This window comes from Shewanella sp. 5S214, from assembly GCF_041439795.1.
Taxonomy (GTDB): Bacteria; Pseudomonadota; Gammaproteobacteria; order Enterobacterales; family Shewanellaceae; genus Shewanella; species Shewanella vesiculosa.
The window spans coordinates 36432-55040 of the sequence record NZ_JBGOOV010000032.1 but is presented as its reverse complement, the minus strand read 5'-3'; the positions used below and the strand labels follow the sequence as shown (position 1 = coordinate 55040).

14 protein-coding genes are annotated in these 18609 nt (G+C 42.0%); 9 read left to right on the top strand and 5 right to left on the bottom strand.

Going from position 1 to position 18609, the window contains the following annotated elements; all coding sequences use genetic code 11:
• Positions 1 to 517 precede the first annotated feature (517 nt).
• The 5 genes from ACED29_RS18165 to ACED29_RS18145 all read left to right on the top strand — a co-directional run bounded on the left by ACED29_RS18165 (position 518) and on the right by ACED29_RS18145 (position 6922).
• Positions 518 to 1537 (top strand): TRAP transporter substrate-binding protein, encoded by a 1020-nt coding sequence (locus tag ACED29_RS18165; RefSeq protein WP_124018011.1) that lies wholly within the window; start codon positions 518 to 520, stop codon positions 1535 to 1537.
• Between the two features lie 65 nt (positions 1538 to 1602).
• The gene (locus ACED29_RS18160; RefSeq protein WP_371698311.1) at positions 1603 to 2262 is read left to right on the top strand and encodes a TRAP transporter small permease; all 660 of its coding nucleotides are present in this window, start codon (positions 1603 to 1605) and stop codon (positions 2260 to 2262) included.
• On the top strand, positions 2262 to 3659 hold the full coding sequence (locus tag ACED29_RS18155) for a TRAP transporter large permease (protein ID WP_371698310.1): 1398 nt from the start codon (positions 2262 to 2264) through the stop codon (positions 3657 to 3659). Before ACED29_RS18160 ends, ACED29_RS18155 begins: the two co-directional genes overlap by 1 nt.
• A 90-nt stretch (positions 3660 to 3749) precedes the next feature.
• Positions 3750 to 5546 carry an ATP-binding protein gene (locus ACED29_RS18150; protein WP_182723278.1) on the top strand — a complete coding sequence of 599 codons (1797 nt, stop codon included), beginning with the start codon at positions 3750 to 3752 and terminating at the stop codon, positions 5544 to 5546.
• 2 nt (positions 5547 to 5548) lie between these two features.
• Positions 5549 to 6922 carry a sigma-54 dependent transcriptional regulator gene (locus ACED29_RS18145; protein ID WP_124018007.1) on the top strand — a complete coding sequence of 458 codons (1374 nt, stop codon included), beginning with the start codon at positions 5549 to 5551 and terminating at the stop codon, positions 6920 to 6922.
• 4 nt (positions 6923 to 6926) lie between these two features.
• Here ACED29_RS18145 and ACED29_RS18140 read toward each other — a convergent pair whose 3' ends face one another.
• The 3 genes from ACED29_RS18140 to tesB form a co-directional block, all read right to left on the bottom strand.
• Complete coding sequence (locus ACED29_RS18140) at positions 6927 to 8147, bottom strand: MFS transporter (RefSeq protein ID WP_371698308.1); 1221 nt, start codon at positions 8145 to 8147, stop codon at positions 6927 to 6929.
• A 116-nt stretch (positions 8148 to 8263) separates the two neighbouring features.
• Complete coding sequence (locus ACED29_RS18135; RefSeq protein ID WP_124018005.1) at positions 8264 to 8665, bottom strand: YbaY family lipoprotein; 402 nt, start codon at positions 8663 to 8665, stop codon at positions 8264 to 8266.
• A gap of 10 nt (positions 8666 to 8675) precedes the next feature.
• A complete protein-coding gene (gene tesB, locus ACED29_RS18130) occupies positions 8676 to 9536 on the bottom strand; it encodes an acyl-CoA thioesterase II (protein ID WP_124018004.1) in 861 nt (286 codons plus the stop codon).
• 206 nt (positions 9537 to 9742) lie between these two features.
• Between tesB and ACED29_RS18125 the strand changes: the two genes are divergently transcribed.
• A complete protein-coding gene (locus ACED29_RS18125) occupies positions 9743 to 10636 on the top strand; it encodes a 1,4-dihydroxy-2-naphthoate polyprenyltransferase (protein ID WP_371698307.1) in 894 nt (297 codons plus the stop codon).
• Between the two features lie 93 nt (positions 10637 to 10729).
• On the opposite strand, the gene gndA is transcribed toward ACED29_RS18125, so the two are convergent.
• Both gndA and ACED29_RS18115 read right to left on the bottom strand, forming a co-directional pair.
• Positions 10730 to 12259, bottom strand: a complete 1530-nt coding sequence (gndA, locus tag ACED29_RS18120) for an NADP-dependent phosphogluconate dehydrogenase (RefSeq protein ID WP_124018002.1) — start codon at positions 12257 to 12259, stop codon at positions 10730 to 10732.
• A gap of 698 nt (positions 12260 to 12957) precedes the next feature.
• The gene (locus ACED29_RS18115; protein ID WP_371698305.1) at positions 12958 to 14877 is read right to left on the bottom strand and encodes a propionyl-CoA synthetase; all 1920 of its coding nucleotides are present in this window, start codon (positions 14875 to 14877) and stop codon (positions 12958 to 12960) included.
• A gap of 306 nt (positions 14878 to 15183) precedes the next feature.
• On the opposite strand from ACED29_RS18115, the gene ACED29_RS18110 reads away from it, so the two are divergent.
• From ACED29_RS18110 to ACED29_RS18100, 3 genes are all read left to right on the top strand, one after another.
• Entirely contained in the window at positions 15184 to 15594 is a 411-nt protein-coding gene (locus ACED29_RS18110; protein ID WP_124018000.1) for a MerR family DNA-binding transcriptional regulator, read from the top strand.
• A gap of 125 nt (positions 15595 to 15719) precedes the next feature.
• On the top strand, positions 15720 to 16889 hold the full coding sequence (locus ACED29_RS18105) for an isovaleryl-CoA dehydrogenase (protein WP_124017999.1): 1170 nt from the start codon (positions 15720 to 15722) through the stop codon (positions 16887 to 16889).
• Between the two features lie 87 nt (positions 16890 to 16976).
• Positions 16977 to 18584: a carboxyl transferase domain-containing protein gene (locus ACED29_RS18100; RefSeq protein WP_371698304.1), complete on the top strand. Its 1608-nt coding sequence runs from the start codon at positions 16977 to 16979 to the stop codon at positions 18582 to 18584.
• Positions 18585 to 18609 lie beyond the last annotated feature (25 nt).

Here is an 18609-nt window from a genome sequence, read left to right as displayed (position 1 = left end):
GAGCGCTTCGCTGGCAGTGAAGAGGTCCACGGTTCGATCCCGTGTAGCTCCACCAATTAATATTGGTACTAATGCTTAATATCATTTTTGCATTAAAAACAAAAAACCACCTCATGGTGGTTTTTTTGTATTTGCGATTTCTTGTCTATTCTATCGAGATATGGATATCATTGATTATCTGGTTTACCAAGAATACATAATCAACCTTACTCAATCTTCAGTAATTTATTCTTCAGCTACTCCCCCACTTATTAGATCTCGATAACATCATAAGAAAATGTGTGACATTCCACCCATTGCTTTATTGAATGTGTGTGACTATCCACACACAAAATGATTTCTATTTTTCCTATGTAAATTTAAATTAATAAATATCATGTAGTTACAAATAATTAACATTCTGGCCCAATGCTTGCTATGTTTTAACTATCCTCATAAGCGTTTATGGCGTACTTGTTCTGGAGCAAGTCACCAGCTGAGGAAAAATAAAACACTAAAAAAAAAGGAAGTTAATTATATGAAAAAATCAACAAGCGCCTTTACTCGACCTCTAAAATCAATGGCTAAGCTAGCAACGATTGCCTCAATCCTTGCTGCGAGCTTTAATGTCTTTGCTGAACCGATAGAAATTAAATTTTCGCATGTGGTTGCAGAGAACACGCCAAAAGGACAGATGGCGCTGAAATTTAAAGAGTTAGTTGAACAGCGCCTACCAGGTGAATACATTGTTAACGTATTCCCAAACTCACAGTTATTTGGGGATAACAATGAGCTGGCGGCATTACTGTTAAACGATGTGCAATTTGTTGCACCATCATTGTCTAAATTTGAGCGTTTTACCAAAAAACTACAGATTTTCGATTTACCTTTCTTATTTGAAGATATGGCAGCGGTTGATCGTTTTCAGCAATCAGAATCAGGCCAGAAATTACTCAACTCAATGAACCGTAAAGGCGTTGTTGGTCTGGGATATCTTCACAACGGTATGAAGCAGTTTTCAGCAAACGATCCATTAGCATTACCAGAAGATGCTAAAGGCAAAAAGTTTCGTATCATGGCCTCTGACGTGATTGCAGCTCAGTTTGATGCTGTTGGTGCCATTCCAGTAAAAAAACCATTCTCTGAAGTGTTTACTTTATTACAAACCCGCGCAATTGATGGTCAAGAAAATACTTGGTCAAATACCTACTCAATGAAATTCTATGAGGTGCAAAGTCAAATCACTGAGAGTAATCACGGTGTTTTAGATTATATGGTGGTGACATCAAATACCTTCTGGAAAGGCTTACCAGCAGAAAAACGTGCCATCTTTAAGTCATCTCTGGATGAAGCGATTGCCCTTGGCAACAAAATTGCCTCAGAAAAAGATAATGAAGATAGACAAGCGATTATTGACTCTAAGCGTTCTGAACTCGTCACGTTAACCCCTGCTGCACGCCAACAGTGGATTAATGTTATGAAACCAGTTTGGGCTAAGTTTGAAGATCAAATTGGCAAAGACATGATTGATGCTGCTGTCGCGGCTAACACTAAATAGTCTAAATACTTGATGTGGTACTGAATGCATTCAGCGTTAGTACCACCCTTTTTTATTTAAGGAGTATGACCGTGATTTCAAGACTATTTGGTTATTTTGAAGAAGGCTTTCTTAATCTTTTGATTACATTAATGACATTGCTCGTTTTTGGCGAAGTTATTGCTCGTTTCTTTTTCGATACCGGTTTCTTATGGATCCAAGAACTCACCCTAACCTTATGTGGCTGGTTTGTACTATTTGGCATGTCTTATGGTGTCAAAGTGGGTGCACATATTGGCGTTGATGCCTTTGTTTCTAAATTGTCAGGCAAACCTCAGAAAGCGGTAGCGATCTTTGCATGTCTATGTTGCATTATTTACTGTGTGATGTTTTTAAAAGGGGCTTGGGACTACCTTAGTCAAATGTACCAAATTGGTATCCCGATGGAAGATATCGACTTTCCAGTATGGTTAATTCAACAGCTAGATCCCGATTTTGCTTGGGAAACATTGCGCATCGATGTAGACGATGGTGCCGTGCCGATTTGGTTATCTCAAAGTATTCTCATTATCGGATTTTCAATGCTCTCCTGGCGCTTTATAGAATTGTTTATCGCTATTCTAAAAAACCAAGCAGTCGGCTTTCAATTGGCCGATGAAGCTAAAGACAGTATGCATTTAATTGATGAAGCAGCGCTATCCACATCATCCGAACAACAACGAGAAAATGATAAGGACGCGAAATAATGACTATAGCCACACTCTTTATCGCTTTGTTTATATGTATGATGATTGGTATGCCGATTGCTATTGCTTTAGGCTTTTCAAGCATGTTGACGATTTTGTTGTTTTCAAACGACTCACTCGCCTCAATTGTGCTTAAACTATATGAATCAACATCAGAACATTACACTTTATTAGCTATTCCATTCTTTATTTTATCGTCAGCATTTTTGTCTACTGGTGGCGTCGCTAGGCGTATTATCGACTTCGCTATGGACAGTGTCGGTCATATCCGCGGTGGTCTTGCTATGGCCTCCGTTATGGCTTGTATGTTGTTCGCCGCCGTATCAGGATCGTCACCTGCCACTGTTGCTGCAATTGGTTCAATTGTAATTGTTGGCATGGTACGAGCTGGATATCCTGAAAAATTTGCTGCTGGAGTGATTACCACCTCAGGAACTTTAGGTATTTTAATCCCACCTTCAATTGTGATGCTGGTTTATGCCGCTGCAACTGAAGTATCTGCTGCTAGAATGTTTATGGCAGGTCTGATACCAGGATTAATGATGGGCTGTATTTTAATGCTGGCCATCTACGTTGTGGCAAGAATAAAAAAGCTACCTTCACGCCCTTTTCCTGGCGTAAAAGCGCTAACGATATCAAGTGCTAAAGCTCTTGGCGGTTTAGCACTAATCATTATTGTACTCGGATCAATTTATGGTGGTATCGCCAGCCCTACAGAAGCTGCAGCAGTAGCCTGTGTATACGCTTACTTTATTGCGGTATTTGGTTATCGAGATATTGGACCACTTAAAAATGTGGCTTGGCGTAATCAACAAGAGTCTTTAATCGGAGCCTCATTTCGCAATATCGGCTACATGTTACTTGCTGTGATAAAAACACCTACCGACAAAGAAATTCGTCATGTGGTTCGTGACGGCGCAAAAGTCAGTATTATGCTGCTATTTATTATTGCTAATGCCATGCTATTTGCGCACGTGTTAACCACCGAACGCATTCCGCACATTATTGCAGAAGCCATTGTCGGATTAGGTTTGCCTGCCTGGGGATTTTTGATCATTGTTAACTTACTGCTGTTAGCCGCAGGTAACTTTATGGAGCCCTCTGCCATTTTGCTCATTATGGCGCCCATTCTGTTCCCTATAGCAACGCAACTGGGTATAGACCCTATCCACTTAGGGATCATTATGGTGGTTAACATGGAGATAGGAATGCTCACCCCCCCCGTCGGACTCAACCTCTTTGTCACTGCGGGAATAACGGGTAAAAGTATGGGATGGGTCATTCAGTCATGCTTACCTTGGTTGGTATTATTACTCGGTTTCTTGATGTTAATTACCTATATTCCACAAATTTCACTATTTTTACCGGAATATATAGACAAATTAAACGGCTACTAGCTTGATAATTCGCGTATTATAAACGAGCCTTGATTAAGGCTCGTTTTTTTATTCATGACTCAAAATAACCACAACTAATTGGTAATATTCATGCTTTCATTTTTTACCATCAAGAAACGTAATATTTTAGTAAGCATCATGCTCATCATAGGATTATTACTCACTCTTAAAATGACTTATTGGTATGTACTTGAACAAGGCACGAAAAATATTGCAGAGCAATCTGAGAAGCAAATCAATGAACTGGTTATTTTTATCGATAACGCACTGTCACACTACGAGAATATTCCAGCCGTACTTGCACAAAACCCTATATTAGAACAGGGGTTACTCGATCAACAAAACTCTCAAACTATTGAAAAGCTGAACGCTTATTTATCTGAATTACAGCAAGTCACCGAATCATCTGATATTTACCTGACCGATGCGCTCGGAGTCGCTATTGCCGCCAGCAATTGGGATCAGCCGAATTCTTTTATTAATCATGACTATTCATTTAGACCCTACTTTATCGAAGCGATATCAGGTAAATCAGGACGATATTATGCTGTCGGAACTTCATCAAATAAGCGCGGCTTCTATTTTGCTAACCCGGTTTATCACAATGGTCTAGTCTTGGGTGTAGTCGTTGTGAAAGTTGATATTGGCTTAATTGAACAACAAAGTAGTGGCATTGCCATCGCAAGCCAATATGAATTTATGATCAGCGATCCAGACAATATCGTGTTTCTATCAAGTATCAATAGCTGGCGATTTAATTCATTATCACCGCTGACACAGGCCAAACGTTTTGCACTCAACTCTTCAAAACGTTACGCCAATAGACCCATTGGTGAGCTTAGTGTCAATCCTAGTTTTAAGATTGGTAACTCCCATGCTGCTCAGGTTTACCAAATATCATCCTTTGAAGGGCAAAAAAAATACCTTGAACGTCATCAATTTATGCCTAATGCCAATTGGAACGTTCATGTACTTGCACCAATGAAGCCCTTATATGAGTCTTTGCCACAGATATTACTATTGGCTGCCACGCTATATTTATTACTGGCATTATTTATTCTTTATAACATTGAACGTCGTAAAAATTTACGCCGAATGCGTCAAGCACAAAATCAACTTGAACAAAGGGTAAAAGAGCGCACCTTAGAGCTTGAGCAAGCCAACACCCAATTAAAAGACACTCAAGACGAACTTATTCAAGCTGCAAAGCTGACCGTCATAGGCAGCCTGTCAGCCAGTATTAATCACGAACTAAATCAACCTCTGGCGGCACTAAGAAGTTACGCACAAAATACCCAAACTTTCATCGGGCGAAATATGCTTGACGATGCCGGTAATAACATCAAAATCATGATCGAACTAACCGATAGATTGGCTGATATTATTGGCCAATTTAAGAGCTTTACTCGTAAGTCTCAGGGTAAAGACAATGCCACTGATATAACAAAATCGATAGAACAGGCGTTAACAATTGTTCAACCTGAAATAGACAAGCAAGGTATAAAACTGTCGCTGCAACTCCTACAGGGTAAGTGTCAAATCTGGGGTGACAGCGTGCGATTACAGCAAGTATTGGTTAATCTTATCAGTAATGCCATTGTCGCAATGCAACAATCTACCGAACGAAAATTACGTATCGAAGTCTATTGCGATAACAAGGTAAACATCAGTATCCAAGACAGTGGTCCGGGTGTGAGAGAAAGCCAAATGAGCAAAATTTTTGAACCTTACTATACCACCAGCGAACGTCAGGGATTAGGATTAGGCTTGTCCATCTCGCAACGGATTATCGAATCTATGCAAGGTTCTATTACAGTCGAAAACGCCCTTCAAGGTGGCGCTATTTTCCATATTATTTTGCCTCTTTATTTACGTGAGGAAGTCTAAACGTGACTCAAATACAAGACATCAACGATTATCAAGTCATTATTGTTGATGATGAACCTCATATTGGTATCGTGTTACAACAATTATTCAAACTCGAAAATATTCGTGCCTTAGCCACCACAGACCCACAGTCTATTTCCAGTCACATTACCGCTAACTGGCCAGGTATTGTGATCTCTGATGTCAATATGCCATTACTTGATGGATTGAGTTTATTACAACAACTGAAACAACAAGACAGTGATCTTCCTGTTGTACTGTTAACTGGCTTTGGTGACATAGCAATGGCTGTCGACGCACTGAAAAAAGGGGCCTACGACTTTATCGAAAAACCTTTTAATAACGAACACATACTCGATGTCACCAAACGTGCTCTGGATAAGCGATCGTTAACTTTAGAAAACCGCAAGCTTAAACGCGAACTTGAATCTCACATTGCTCCTGGCCCGCGTATTTTAGGAAACAGTCCTAGCGTAATGAAAATGCGCCACCTTATAGACCAAGTATTAGATACACCCGCCGATATTATGATTGAAGGTGAAACCGGTGCGGGTAAAGAGTTAGTCGCCCGATATTTACATGACCATAGCTACCGTAACAAAGCCAATTTTGTCGCAATTAATTGTGGTGCTATTCCTGAAAATCTCATAGAAAGCGAACTCTTTGGTGCTGAATCAGGCGCTTTTACCGGCATAGACAAACGCCGTATCGGCAAATTCGAATATGCCAATGGCGGTACACTACTTTTAGATGAAATAGAAAGTACTCCAATGGCGTTGCAGGTGAAATTATTACGCGTATTGGAAGACCGCAAAGTTGAAAGGCTAGGCTCAAACACACCAATAGACTTAGATATCAGAGTCATTGCTGCAACAAAATTAAACTTGCAGCAGCTGTGTGAAGAAGGCAAATTTAGACAAGATTTATTGTATCGTCTTAACTTGGTCACTATTGTTATTCCGCCGCTAAGAGATAGAAGAGAAGATATTCCACTGCTGTTTTTACACTTTGCTAGAATTGCATCGGCTCGATACCATAAAGCACTTATTGCCTTAAATACGTCACAAACCATGGTGCTTACCGCACATGATTGGCCGGGTAATGTGCGTGAATTACGTAACTTAGCTGAACGCTATGTTCTACTGGGCGCTGAGGCCGCTTTTGCTGGTAATCTAGAAAGCAATACAACCATACATACCAGTATGTCGTTGCAGCAGCGAGTAGAGTTTTTTGAGCGTATGTTGATTGAAGAAGCCTTAAGTCATAATAAAGGCAGCATAAAATTAACCATGGAACAGCTCGAGCTCCCCCGTAAAACCTTGTACGACAAAATGCGCAAATTTGACTTAGACCGTAAACAGTTTATCGAGAATTAACCTGTTAATCGGCGATAGATACATCAGCAGCATGCTGTTGATGTATTCCTAAACGCCAAATAGCGACTAGTAACAATGCCAAAAGCGTCATAGAACCCACTACCACCCCATTCCATTCTGCTTTATGCCAAAACAACATTAAGTAAGGTCCGCCTAAGGAGGCCCCAAGGTAATAACAGCATAAATAAAGTGACGTAGCCTTAGCCCGATGGCTGGTTGCACGAATGGCAACAAACGAATTGCAGCAGCTATGAGTTAGAAAAAATCCACAAGCACTGATCAAAAAGCCAATCACAATGGCAGCCAGTGTATCGACTAAGGTCAATGAAGTACCGGCAACCATTAAGCATAATGCCACTCTAAATAATGGCATAGAACCGTATCGCATAATCCACTTAGCTGACAAATAAGATGCAAAAGTGCCGCTTGAGTAACATAAAAATATCAAGGTTGCATTAAAACGACTCAACCCATAAGGCTCAGCCATAATATGTAACTGAATAAAGCTAAACTGATTGACCATCATCATAAAGGCTAAGCCACCAACTATATAGGCCAAACGCATTTGCGGATCAGATAAGTGAAACATAAAACCATCGATGTCTTGTTTTACCTTACGCAGTAAAGACACTTTCTGCTTAATCACTGTAGGTTTTATCTCTTTGCGTGGTAATAAGTATGTCACCAATGCAACCCCTATTAGCGTTACCACAAAAACCAACCCCATAGACGATTGCCATGACAAGTTTTGTGCCATTAAACCGCCAAAAATTCGCCCTGCAATGCCGCCCATACTGTTAGCCATTATGTATACAGCAGCGGCTTTGAGCATAAAAGAAGGTGCCAATTGCTCTTTAAAATATGCCATCGAAATTGCGGGCACCGCCGCTAACAAAATCCCCTGTAACAAGCGCACCATAAGTAAATCATCAAACGTTTGGGCAAAAACTAACAAAATATTCGATGCTGCTAATAGCCATAAACTGAGCACTATCGGGGCTAATCGCCCTATTCTGTCAGACAACACGGCATAAAAAAGCAATGAAAATGCTAGGGTAAAGCTGGTAACAGAAAGCACCAAAGTCGCTTGTGCACCCGACACGCCAAAATTCTCAGCAATTGACGGCAGCATGCCTTGCACTGTGTACAAATTAATATAAACCACAATAGAAGCGATACACAAAGCCCAAATTAAGCGCGTTTGCGCATCCGAACGATGATTCAAGATCAGCTCTTGCATAAACAACCTAAAAAACACATTAAAGTAGCAAAAGATTACTACCCGCCACGTTAATCAATCAATGGCGGGGATAACAGTTTGTGAGCGAGATTACGAAGTGGCTATTTAACGCGTTTCATTAACACTTGAGTGGTAAATTGACCGTTATTGATCACACGAAACTTATCATAAGTTTGAAAAATTGCATTGCCTTGATAGGTGATCATTGCCACCACACCATAATCGACTCCACTGTTAATGAGGTTGGCAGGCAAAGTAAATTTAAATGGAACAGGCGCTCTGGCAATATCAAAGTTTTTTTGAGAAATAATCGCGCCTGGAGTATTAAAATCAATCAAAGCAATGTTGATCTTACACCCCTGTGGCAAAGCAATCTTTTCGGCATATCCGGCATAACCGTTCACGATTACTGGTTTTTCAGGCTCTACTGTCACACAACCATTGAGCATCATGGCAATCAAAACCACTAGCGCGAATTGAATCCCTTTGTTAAATAAAATCATCTTTAGCATCCTACTTGGTCATTCTGAGTAAACCTTCTTGTGTGGCAGAAGCCACAAGACGTCCTTGCTGATCGAAAAACTGTCCTTTAACAAACCCACGTCCACCGCCAGCATTAGGACTATCAATACAATAAAGTAGCCATTCGCTCATATTAAATGGACGATGAAACCACATAGCATGATCAATAGTGGCCATGCGCATACCTGGCGTTAAAAAAGACACCCCGTGTGGCTGAGTAGCTGTGGCTAGAAAGTTGAAATCCGATGCGTAAGCCAGTAAATATTCTTGAATACTATGATCCGAAGGTATTTGTCCATTGGCACGTAACCATACATAGCGTTTAGGCTCTGTCGCATTTGGTGTAATGGGATGTAGAGGATTAACTAAGCGCATTTCAATCGGAGAATCAGCCATAAACTTTTCGAGCATTTGCGCAGGTACTTTATCACGCATTGTCATTGCAAGTTCTTGCTGATTTAATAAACCTTCAGGTCCCGGGACATCCGGCATCACATCTTGATGCTCAAAGCCTTGTTCAACACTTTGGAATGAACAGGTCATGTAAAAAATCGGTCGCCCTTTCTGAATAGCCTTTACTCTGCGCGCACTAAAACTTCCACCATCACGCATATTTTCAACATCATAAATTATCGGTAACTTTTCATCACCGGCACGTAAGAAATATGAATGTAATGAATGTACATGACGGTCTTCGCTCACCGTTTGTTTTGCAGCACTTAACGCTTGTCCCATCACTTGGCCACCAAACACATGCCCAAAGCCTAAATCTTGGCTCTGACCACGAAACAAACCTAGCTCAATCTTCTCAAGTGACAATAATGACAGTAAATCGTTTAATACCTGACTCATAACACCTTCTCTATAACATGGATTAACGTTAAGGTTACCTCAGTTAAGCTGATGTTTTCTAGCTTATTCGATGATAATAGTGAATTTCAGTTATCTAATGACAAATCGTAAAATAGTGATGCAACGCAAATATTCATATCTGCAGTCTAAATGAATATTTGATATGCTATTAGACATGACTAATCAACACTGCGTCTCACAATATTATGCAACCTAGCTCAATGCAATCATGGTTTATGGCTATCCGACCTCGTACGCTACCAGCGGCAATTGGTCCATTATTAATTGGCAACATGCTGGCGATTGGGCTCGAACAATTTAGCTTACTTATTGCCTTCACATCAATGTTATGTGCGGTATTATTACAAATTTCAGTTAACCTCGCGAACGACTACTTTGACTTTAAAAATGGTATAGACACTGAAGAACGTATCGGTCCTATTAGAGTCACCCAAAGTGGTATTCTAGCCCCCTCATCAGTTCGAAATGCCATGATTAGCTGCCTGATCACATCATTACTAGTCGGTTCGTTATTGATAGTGCACGGTGGCTGGCCTATTGCGATTCTCGCAGTCGCCTCTATTTTAGGCGCGTTATGTTATAGCGGAGGCCCCTACCCACTGGCATCACATGGATTAGGTGAAATAGCTGCATTTGTATTTTTCGGTTTGGTAGCCGTTGTTGGCAGTTACTATTTACAAGCAGGAACCACCACCATGACCGCGTGGTTACTCGGTTGCGCCATTGGCTTTTTTAATGCGGCTATCATGCTGGTCAATAATACTAGAGATATTTCAACTGATACTAAAGCCGGTAAAAACACGCTTGCAGTGAGGATTGGTGAAGCGCAAGCTAAAGTACTATATCAAAGCTTTGTCTACTTACCCTTTGGTATCATTATTGCCGGATTTTTACTCGGAGCCTTCGAAGGTTTACCCGTATTATTATCGGGAGCATCGTTAATTATTGCGCGTAATCTCAGCCGCGAATTTCACAACAACAGCGGTGAAGCATTAAACCCAATACTTGGGCAAACAGCAAAATTAACGATGATTTTCAGTGTACTGTTTAGTGTTGGCCTGTATTTTTCGCTTAGTTAACTCTGTTCTTTCACTCACTGCGATAAATCTATTTATTAAAAAATAAAAAGGCGCCTCATTGTAAATGAGGCGCCTTTTTAAGCTTAAGAGCCATTATACTTTTGATAAAGTACGCTCTTTAGCGCTCCAATCTAAATGATATTTCTCACCTGCTGGCTTATCCGTACGCTCGAAAGTATGCGAACCAAAAAAGTCACGCTGACCTTGTAACAAGTTAGCGGGTAGCATTTCACAGCGATAACTGTCGTAATAGGCAATAGCCGAACTAATACAGGGAGCAGGAATACCTTGCATAACTGATGCAGCAACTGTTTTACGCCAGTTAAGGTGTTTTTGCGACAATGTTTGGCTAAAGATATCAGCCATCAATAAGTTTGCAAGATTTGCATCTTCTTGATAAGCCTGAGTAATTGATTGCAAGAAAGTCGCACGAATAATGCAACCTGCACGCCAAATTTTTGCGATTTCAGCAAAATCTAAACTCCAGCTTTGCTCTTTTGCTGCCATCGCCATCAGTTGAAAGCCTTGAGCATAACAGCACACTTTAGCGCAATATAAAGCATCTTCAAGATTAGCAATAAATTCAGCTTTGTCAGCTTCACTAAAGCTGATTGGTGCGGGGCCAGCAAGCTTAGAGCTTAACTGCATGCGCAAGTTTTTCTGGGTGCTCACAGCACGCGCATAAACGGCTTCAGCAATTGTTGGCGCCGGGCAACCAATTTGTAAGCTGCTCACTGCCGTCCATAAACCAGTGCCTTTTTGGCCCGCTTTATCCAAAATCATTTCAACTAAAGGTTTGCCCGTTAACGGATCGGCTTGTTGCAAGACTTCAGCACTAATGCCCATAAGGTAGCTGTTAAGAATACCTTTATTCCAACCATTGAATATGGTGCTGATTTCATTGGCAGATAGGCCTAAACCGTCACTGAGTAATTGATATGCTTCGCAAATAAGCTGCATATCTGCATATTCAATACCGTTATGAACCATTTTAACGTAATGACCAGAACCCGCAGGACCAATATAGGTCGTACACGGCTCACCTTCAGTGACCGGATTACCAGGCTCAAAACGCTCAATCGGTAAACCTGTTGCTGGATCAACTTTAGCCGCAATAGCTTTCCAAATAGGCTCAACATAATGCCAAGCCTTTTCGTCACCACTTGGCATTAACGATGGTCCAAAACGTGCACCCACTTCACCACCAGAAACCGCCGAGCTAAAGAAAATAAACTGGCCTTTATAGTGAGCTTCACGATCAACAGTATCGGTCCACAAGCTATTGCCTGTATCAATAACAATGTCGTTAGCTTCAATACCTGCTTCAATTAACGATTTACACACACCATCAACTGGTGCGCCAGCAGGCACAGATAACACGATCACTCGAGGTTCAACTAATTTGGCCAGCATTTCTGTAAGATTGTTACATGGGGACATGCGGGGGGCGGTATTTGCTTTGCGCTCACTTTGTTCTTGAGCCACAGCAGCATTGACTTTTGGAGTATCTAAATCGAAAACAGCGACATGGTAGCCATTGTCAGCAATGTTTAATGCGAGATTCTTGCCCATCACACCGAGGCCGATAACGCCGACGTGAGATTGTTGGGTGTGGTTATTCATAGTGTATGTTTCCACAGGTCACAGAGATTAATCGCGTAGTGCGAATCCATTTGGGTGGCAATTATAACGATTCTTGTAACTAAATTACAGTCACAAAATGGCTATCGTCTGTACTAATAAAGCAGGATACTACATATTAATAAAATTTAAAGTAGCTATTCATTATTAAAGACAATAACTTAATAAAAAACATGCCTCTCAATCTAGTACTAACCCATCAACAAAAATTTATTAAATATCAACATTTTTAAGCTTATAAAGATGGCAATCGACCTATTCTGTCTCACCTTAAAAGTATAAACCTGTTTCAAGACAGGATATTGACAAAATAACAGGTTGAAACTTCGCAGTTTCAACCTGTTAAACCTTATGTTATGTCATACATAAAGCGATAATTTAGTGACCCATTATCTCTTATTTTTATTGATACATAACGTCTACACTTTGCGTTTGCCCCTCTGCATGACACATAGTCCAGCTTTCACCACCTAATCGATAAATCGCCCCAAAGCTGGCGTGAGCTTAATATTAAATTGGCGTTTGCTGTAATAGCAGATAATAATCGCAATACTGGATTTCAAAACTATCACGAGTATTTATCTGCAAATAAAAAGGCGAGCTAATTATGCTCGCTTTTTGAGGTTACCTTTCATCAACACAATGTCATTGGTTAACTTTAATTGGCATAGGATTACACACTAAACAATTAATTCTTTAGCCAGTGCATCCGCGTAACCCATCTTAGTTAATGCTGTGCGAATAATATCTAGCGTCATCGGGTCTTCAATGGTTGCTGGAACTGTATATTCATTGTTATCAGCAATTTTACGCATGGTGGCTCGTAATATTTTCCCAGAGCGAGTTTTTGGCAGTTTTTGTACTGCACTCACAAGCCTAAAGGAAGCTACGGGGCCAATTTCATGACGTACTAGTGCCAGTAACTCTTTATAAAGAGCCTCATCAGACATAGTAACGCCATTTTTAAGTACAACTAATCCAAGCGGCACTTGGCCTTTTAGTTTATCTTGCACACCAATTACCGCTGCCTCAGCAACCGCATCGTGCTGGCATAAGACTTCTTCAAATCGGCCTGTGGATAAACGATGTCCGGCGACATTAATAATGTCGTCAATGCGGCTCATAATATATAAGTAGCCATCCTCATCGATATATCCTGCATCACCAGTCAAGTAATACCCTGGATACATAGACAAGTAACTGTCGATATAGCGTTTATCGTTTTGCCACAAAGTCGTTAGTGTGCCTGGAGGTAACGGTTGCTTTATCACCACGTTACCGCTTTCATTGGGCGCCACTTGTTGTCCCATAGCATCGAGGATTTCCACTTGATACCCAGGTACCGCGCGCGCAGGAGAACCAGCTTTAATTTCAATTGGATCTGTGCCCATTAAGTTAGCTGCCACAGGCCAACCGGTTTCTGTTTGCCACCAATGATCAACCACTGGCTTACCTAAATGCTGCTGACTCCAATTTAGGGTATCTGGATCACAGCGCTCACCGGCCAAGTACATTTGCTTAAGGCAGCTTAAATCAAATTGCTTGATAAAGTCGCCTTGAGGATCTTCCCGTTTAATAGCACGAATGGCCGTTGGCGCAGTAAAAAAGCTGCGAACTTGCTTCTGTTCAATTATCCGCCAAAAAGCGCCAGCATCAGGGGTGCCTATCGGTTTCCCTTCGTACATTATGGTTGTCGCACCTACTAATAATGGCCCGTAAACGATGTACGAGTGCCCTACTACCCAGCCAACATCTGATGCCGCCCAAAACACATCGCCAATACCAATGTCATAAATATGTTTCATCGACCATGCTAAAGCAACTGCATGACCGCCGTTATCACGCACCACACCTTTAGGCTGACCTGTAGTACCTGATGTATAAAGCACATATAAAGGGTCGGTTGCATCCAATGATACACATTCAGCATCAGGCGCATCGACTAGGGCATTGTACCAATCAAGGTCTCGAGGTGAAGTTAGCTCAGCTTGGTATTCGGTGCGATTGAGAATAATACAATGATCGACTTGATGGGTCGCTTGGGATAATGCGTCGTCTAGCAGAGGTTTATATGGCACTACACCAGAAGGTTCAATACCACATGAAGCTGAGAGAATTAATTTCGGTTTAGCATCATTGATTCGAGTAGAAAGCTCATTGGCCGCAAAACCACCAAACACCACTGAGTGAATTGCGCCAATCCTTGCACACGCCAACATGGCGTAAGCCGTTTCGGGTACCATCGGCATATAAATAACGACTCTATCGCCCTTGGTAACTCCTAACGATATCATCAATCCAGCGAGCCGTTTCACCTGCGCCAACACTGATTGATAACTCACTGAATATTCGTGATGGGTTACAGGGCTAATATAATGAATAGCCGTTTGATCACCTCTGCCAGCAATGACATGGCGGTCTAATGCATTAAAACAGGTATTCATTTTGCCATCGGCAAACCATCGATAAAAAGGCTTGTTACTGTCATCTAAGACGGTTTTTGGCACTTGGTCCCAACTAATGGCCTGTGCAGCTTGTTGCCAAAACACTTCGGGCTCGGCTATCGATTGTGCATGCATTGATAGTCCTAAATCAGCCATATTGCTCTCCGTTAATCAGCTTGTATTGCAGTGATTATGAACAGAATTCATCAAATACCCCTATTAGACAAAGGGATAAGAAGCACTAAAACCAACAAAAAAACCATAGCATTCAACTAAGTATTTAATCGTTAACAGTAAAAAAACCATGGTAATAAATTGCAAAATATAACAAACAGTTAAGGTATAATAACATTCTAGTGGCAAGCAAAATTAACATGCACGCAGCCAATAACCACCTCTCAAACTTTACCTTTACGTAAACTTCATATATCTTGCATCAAAAGAAACACTTTTGGTGACATGATGAGCACAACCACTAGCACTCAATCAACATATTCAATCAGTGACTTATCAAAAGAATTTGATATCACCACCCGCAGTATTCGTTTTTACGAAGACCAAGGATTGATCAAACCTAAGCGTCGCGGACAAACTCGCATATACAGCCTCAAAGATCGCGTGCGTTTAAAACTCATTTTACGCGGCAAGCGCCTTGGCTTTTCATTAGCAGAAACACGCCGTCTATTTGAACTTTATGATGCCGATAAAAGCAGCTCTACCCAACTCAACACCATGCTTGACTTAGTCAATGAGAAAAAATCGGCTCTGCAACAGCAAATGGATGACATTAAAGTGGTGCTAATGGAGCTCAATTCTGCCGAGCAACAATGTAAAGCGGCACTGACTGACAATGCGACCAGAAAAATAAAATAATCAATTTATAACAGCTAATAATTGTAAAAGGCTTACTCAATTAAGCCAAAACTGACACAAAACTGCCAAAAACGCCCATAAAAAGCGTTGGCAGCACATAATAAAATTCAACAGGACACAAACAAATGAGCGACTTATATACCAGCTTAAACTTCGGTTTAGGTGAAGATGTAGACATGTTACGTGACGCTGTTCGTGGTTTTGCCGCTAACGAGATTGCCCCAATGGCCGCCCAAGTCGATATCGACAACGCCTTTCCTAACCAATTATGGCCAGTATTAGGTGATATGGGCTTACTTGGCGTCACCGTTGATGAGCAATATGGCGGCGCCAACATGGGTTATCTTGCCCATGTGGTGGCAATGGAAGAAATTTCCCGAGCATCTGCCTCTATTGGTCTCAGTTATGGTGCCCATTCAAACTTGTGTGTTAACCAAATCAACCGTAATGGTAATGAGGCTCAAAAAGCCAAATATTTACCAAAACTGGTCAGTGGCGAACACATTGGTGCCTTAGCCATGAGTGAACCCAATGCCGGTTCCGATGTAGTATCAATGAAACTGCATGCTCGTAAAGAAGGCGATCGCTACATCTTGAACGGCAACAAAATGTGGATCACTAATGGTCCAGATGCTCACACCTATGTGATTTATGCTAAAACTGATTTAAATAAAGGCGCACATGGCATTACCGCGTTTATCGTTGAACGTGGATCGAAAGGGTTTAGCCAAGCCCAAAAACTCGACAAGTTAGGTATGCGCGGTTCAAACACCTGTGAATTGGTGTTTGAAGACTGTGAAGTGCCTGAAGAAAACATCTTAGGCGGCCTCAATAATGGCGTAAAAGTGCTTATGAGCGGCCTAGACTACGAGCGCGTTGTATTAGCTGGCGGTCCACTAGGCATTATGTCGGCTTGTATGGACATAGTGGTGCCATACATTCATGAGCGTGAACAATTTGGCAAATCGATCGGTGAATTCCAACTAGTGCAAGGCAAGTTAGCCGACATGTACACGGGTATGAATGCCGCCCGCGCTTATGTTTACAGCGTCGCCAAGTCATGTGACCGCGGTGAAACCACGCGTAAAGATGCCGCAGGCGCCATTTTATACAGTGCAGAACTTGCCACTAAAATGGCCCTAGACGCGATTCAGCTTCTCGGCGGCAATGGTTATGTCAACGAGTATGCCACTGGCCGTTTATTGCGTGATGCCAAACTTTACGAAATTGGTGCAGGTACCTCAGAAATTCGCCGCATGTTAATTGGCCGCGAATTATTTAACGAGTCAAAGTAAGTAACACTTGCCCCAGTAGGGCGACATATCAAGCGTATCTTGTCGCCCTTATCAAGCCCCTATTTTTGCTTCATTAAGGACATAGAAATGACGCAACTGAGCAGCCGCATCAATCCTCGCAGTGACGAATTTAAAGCCAAGTCAGACAGCATGGCGTTATTAGTCAATGATCTTCAACAAAAACTAGCAAAAATCGCACAAGGTGGTGGCCCGGTCGCCCTTGAACGTCATTTGTCGCGCGGTAAATTATTGCCTCGCCAGCGTGTCGAAAAGCTGCTTGACCCAGGTTCTCCCTTCTTAGAGTTATCGCAATTTGCCGCTTATGAAGTGTATGACGAAGAAGTGCCTGCTGCAGGTGTGATTGCTGGTATTGGTCGCGTGAGTGGGGTTGAATGCATGATCATCGCCAACGATGCCACCGTAAAAGGCGGCACCTACTATCCGATCACAGTGAAGAAACACTTACGTGCTCAAGATATTGCTAGCCGTTGCCATTTACCGTGTATCTACCTAGTCGATTCTGGCGGCGCGAATTTACCCCGCCAAGATGAAGTCTTTCCAGACCGCGATCATTTCGGCCGAATTTTCTATAACCAAGCACAAATGTCGGCCAAGGGCATCCCTCAAATTGCTGTGGTAATGGGCTTATGTACCGCGGGCGGCGCGTATGTGCCTGCGATGGCAGATGAATCTATTATTGTTAAAGATCAAGGCACCATCTTTTTAGCAGGTCCGCCACTGGTGAAAGCAGCAACAGGTGAAGAAGTCAGTGCAGAAGAGCTCGGCGGCGCAGAAGTGCACACTAAAATATCCGGTGTTGCCGATCACCTGGCGCAAAATGATGACCACGCACTTGAACTTGCTCGCCGTGCTGTATTGCGCTTGAATCATCAAAAAGAAATCAAAAGCCTATTAAGTCCTGTTAAAGCACCACAATTTGATATCCACGAATTGTACGGCATTGTCGGCACTGACCTTAAAAAGCCGTTCGACGTTAAAGAAGTGATTGCCCGTATCGTTGATGATTCTGACTTTGACGAATTTAAAGCCAATTACGGTGCAACCTTAGTGTGTGGTTTCGCACGCATTCATGGTTATCCGGTCGGGATTGTAGCCAATAACGGTATTTTATTTTCTGAGTCGGCGCAAAAAGGCGCTCACTTTATCGAACTGTGTTGCCAACGCAAAATCCCATTATTATTCTTACAAAATATCACCGGCTTTATGGTCGGAAAAAAGTACGAACACGAAGGTATTGCCAAACACGGCGCCAAAATGGTCACCGCAGTATCTTGTGCCAATGTACCTAAATTTACTGTGATTATCGGTGGCAGTTATGGCGCAGGTAATTACGGCATGTGTGGTCGCGCATTTGAACCAACCATGATGTGGATGTGGCCTAACGCGCGGATTTCAGTGATGGGCGGCGAACAAGCTGCTGGCGTGTTAGCAACAGTGCGCCGCGATGGTTTAGCCCGAAAAGGGATTGAATGGTCTACTGAAGATGAACAAGCATTTCGTAAACCGATAGTTGAACAATACGAAAAAGAAGGCCACCCGTATCATGCCAGCGCCCGTCTTTGGGATGATGGCATTATTGATCCGGCGCAAACCCGTGACGTAGTCGGCTTAGCCTTATCGGCGGCGTTAAATGCTCCTATTGAAGATACCCGTTTTGGGGTGTTCCGCATGTAATTGATGCGGCTAATTCAACTGACTA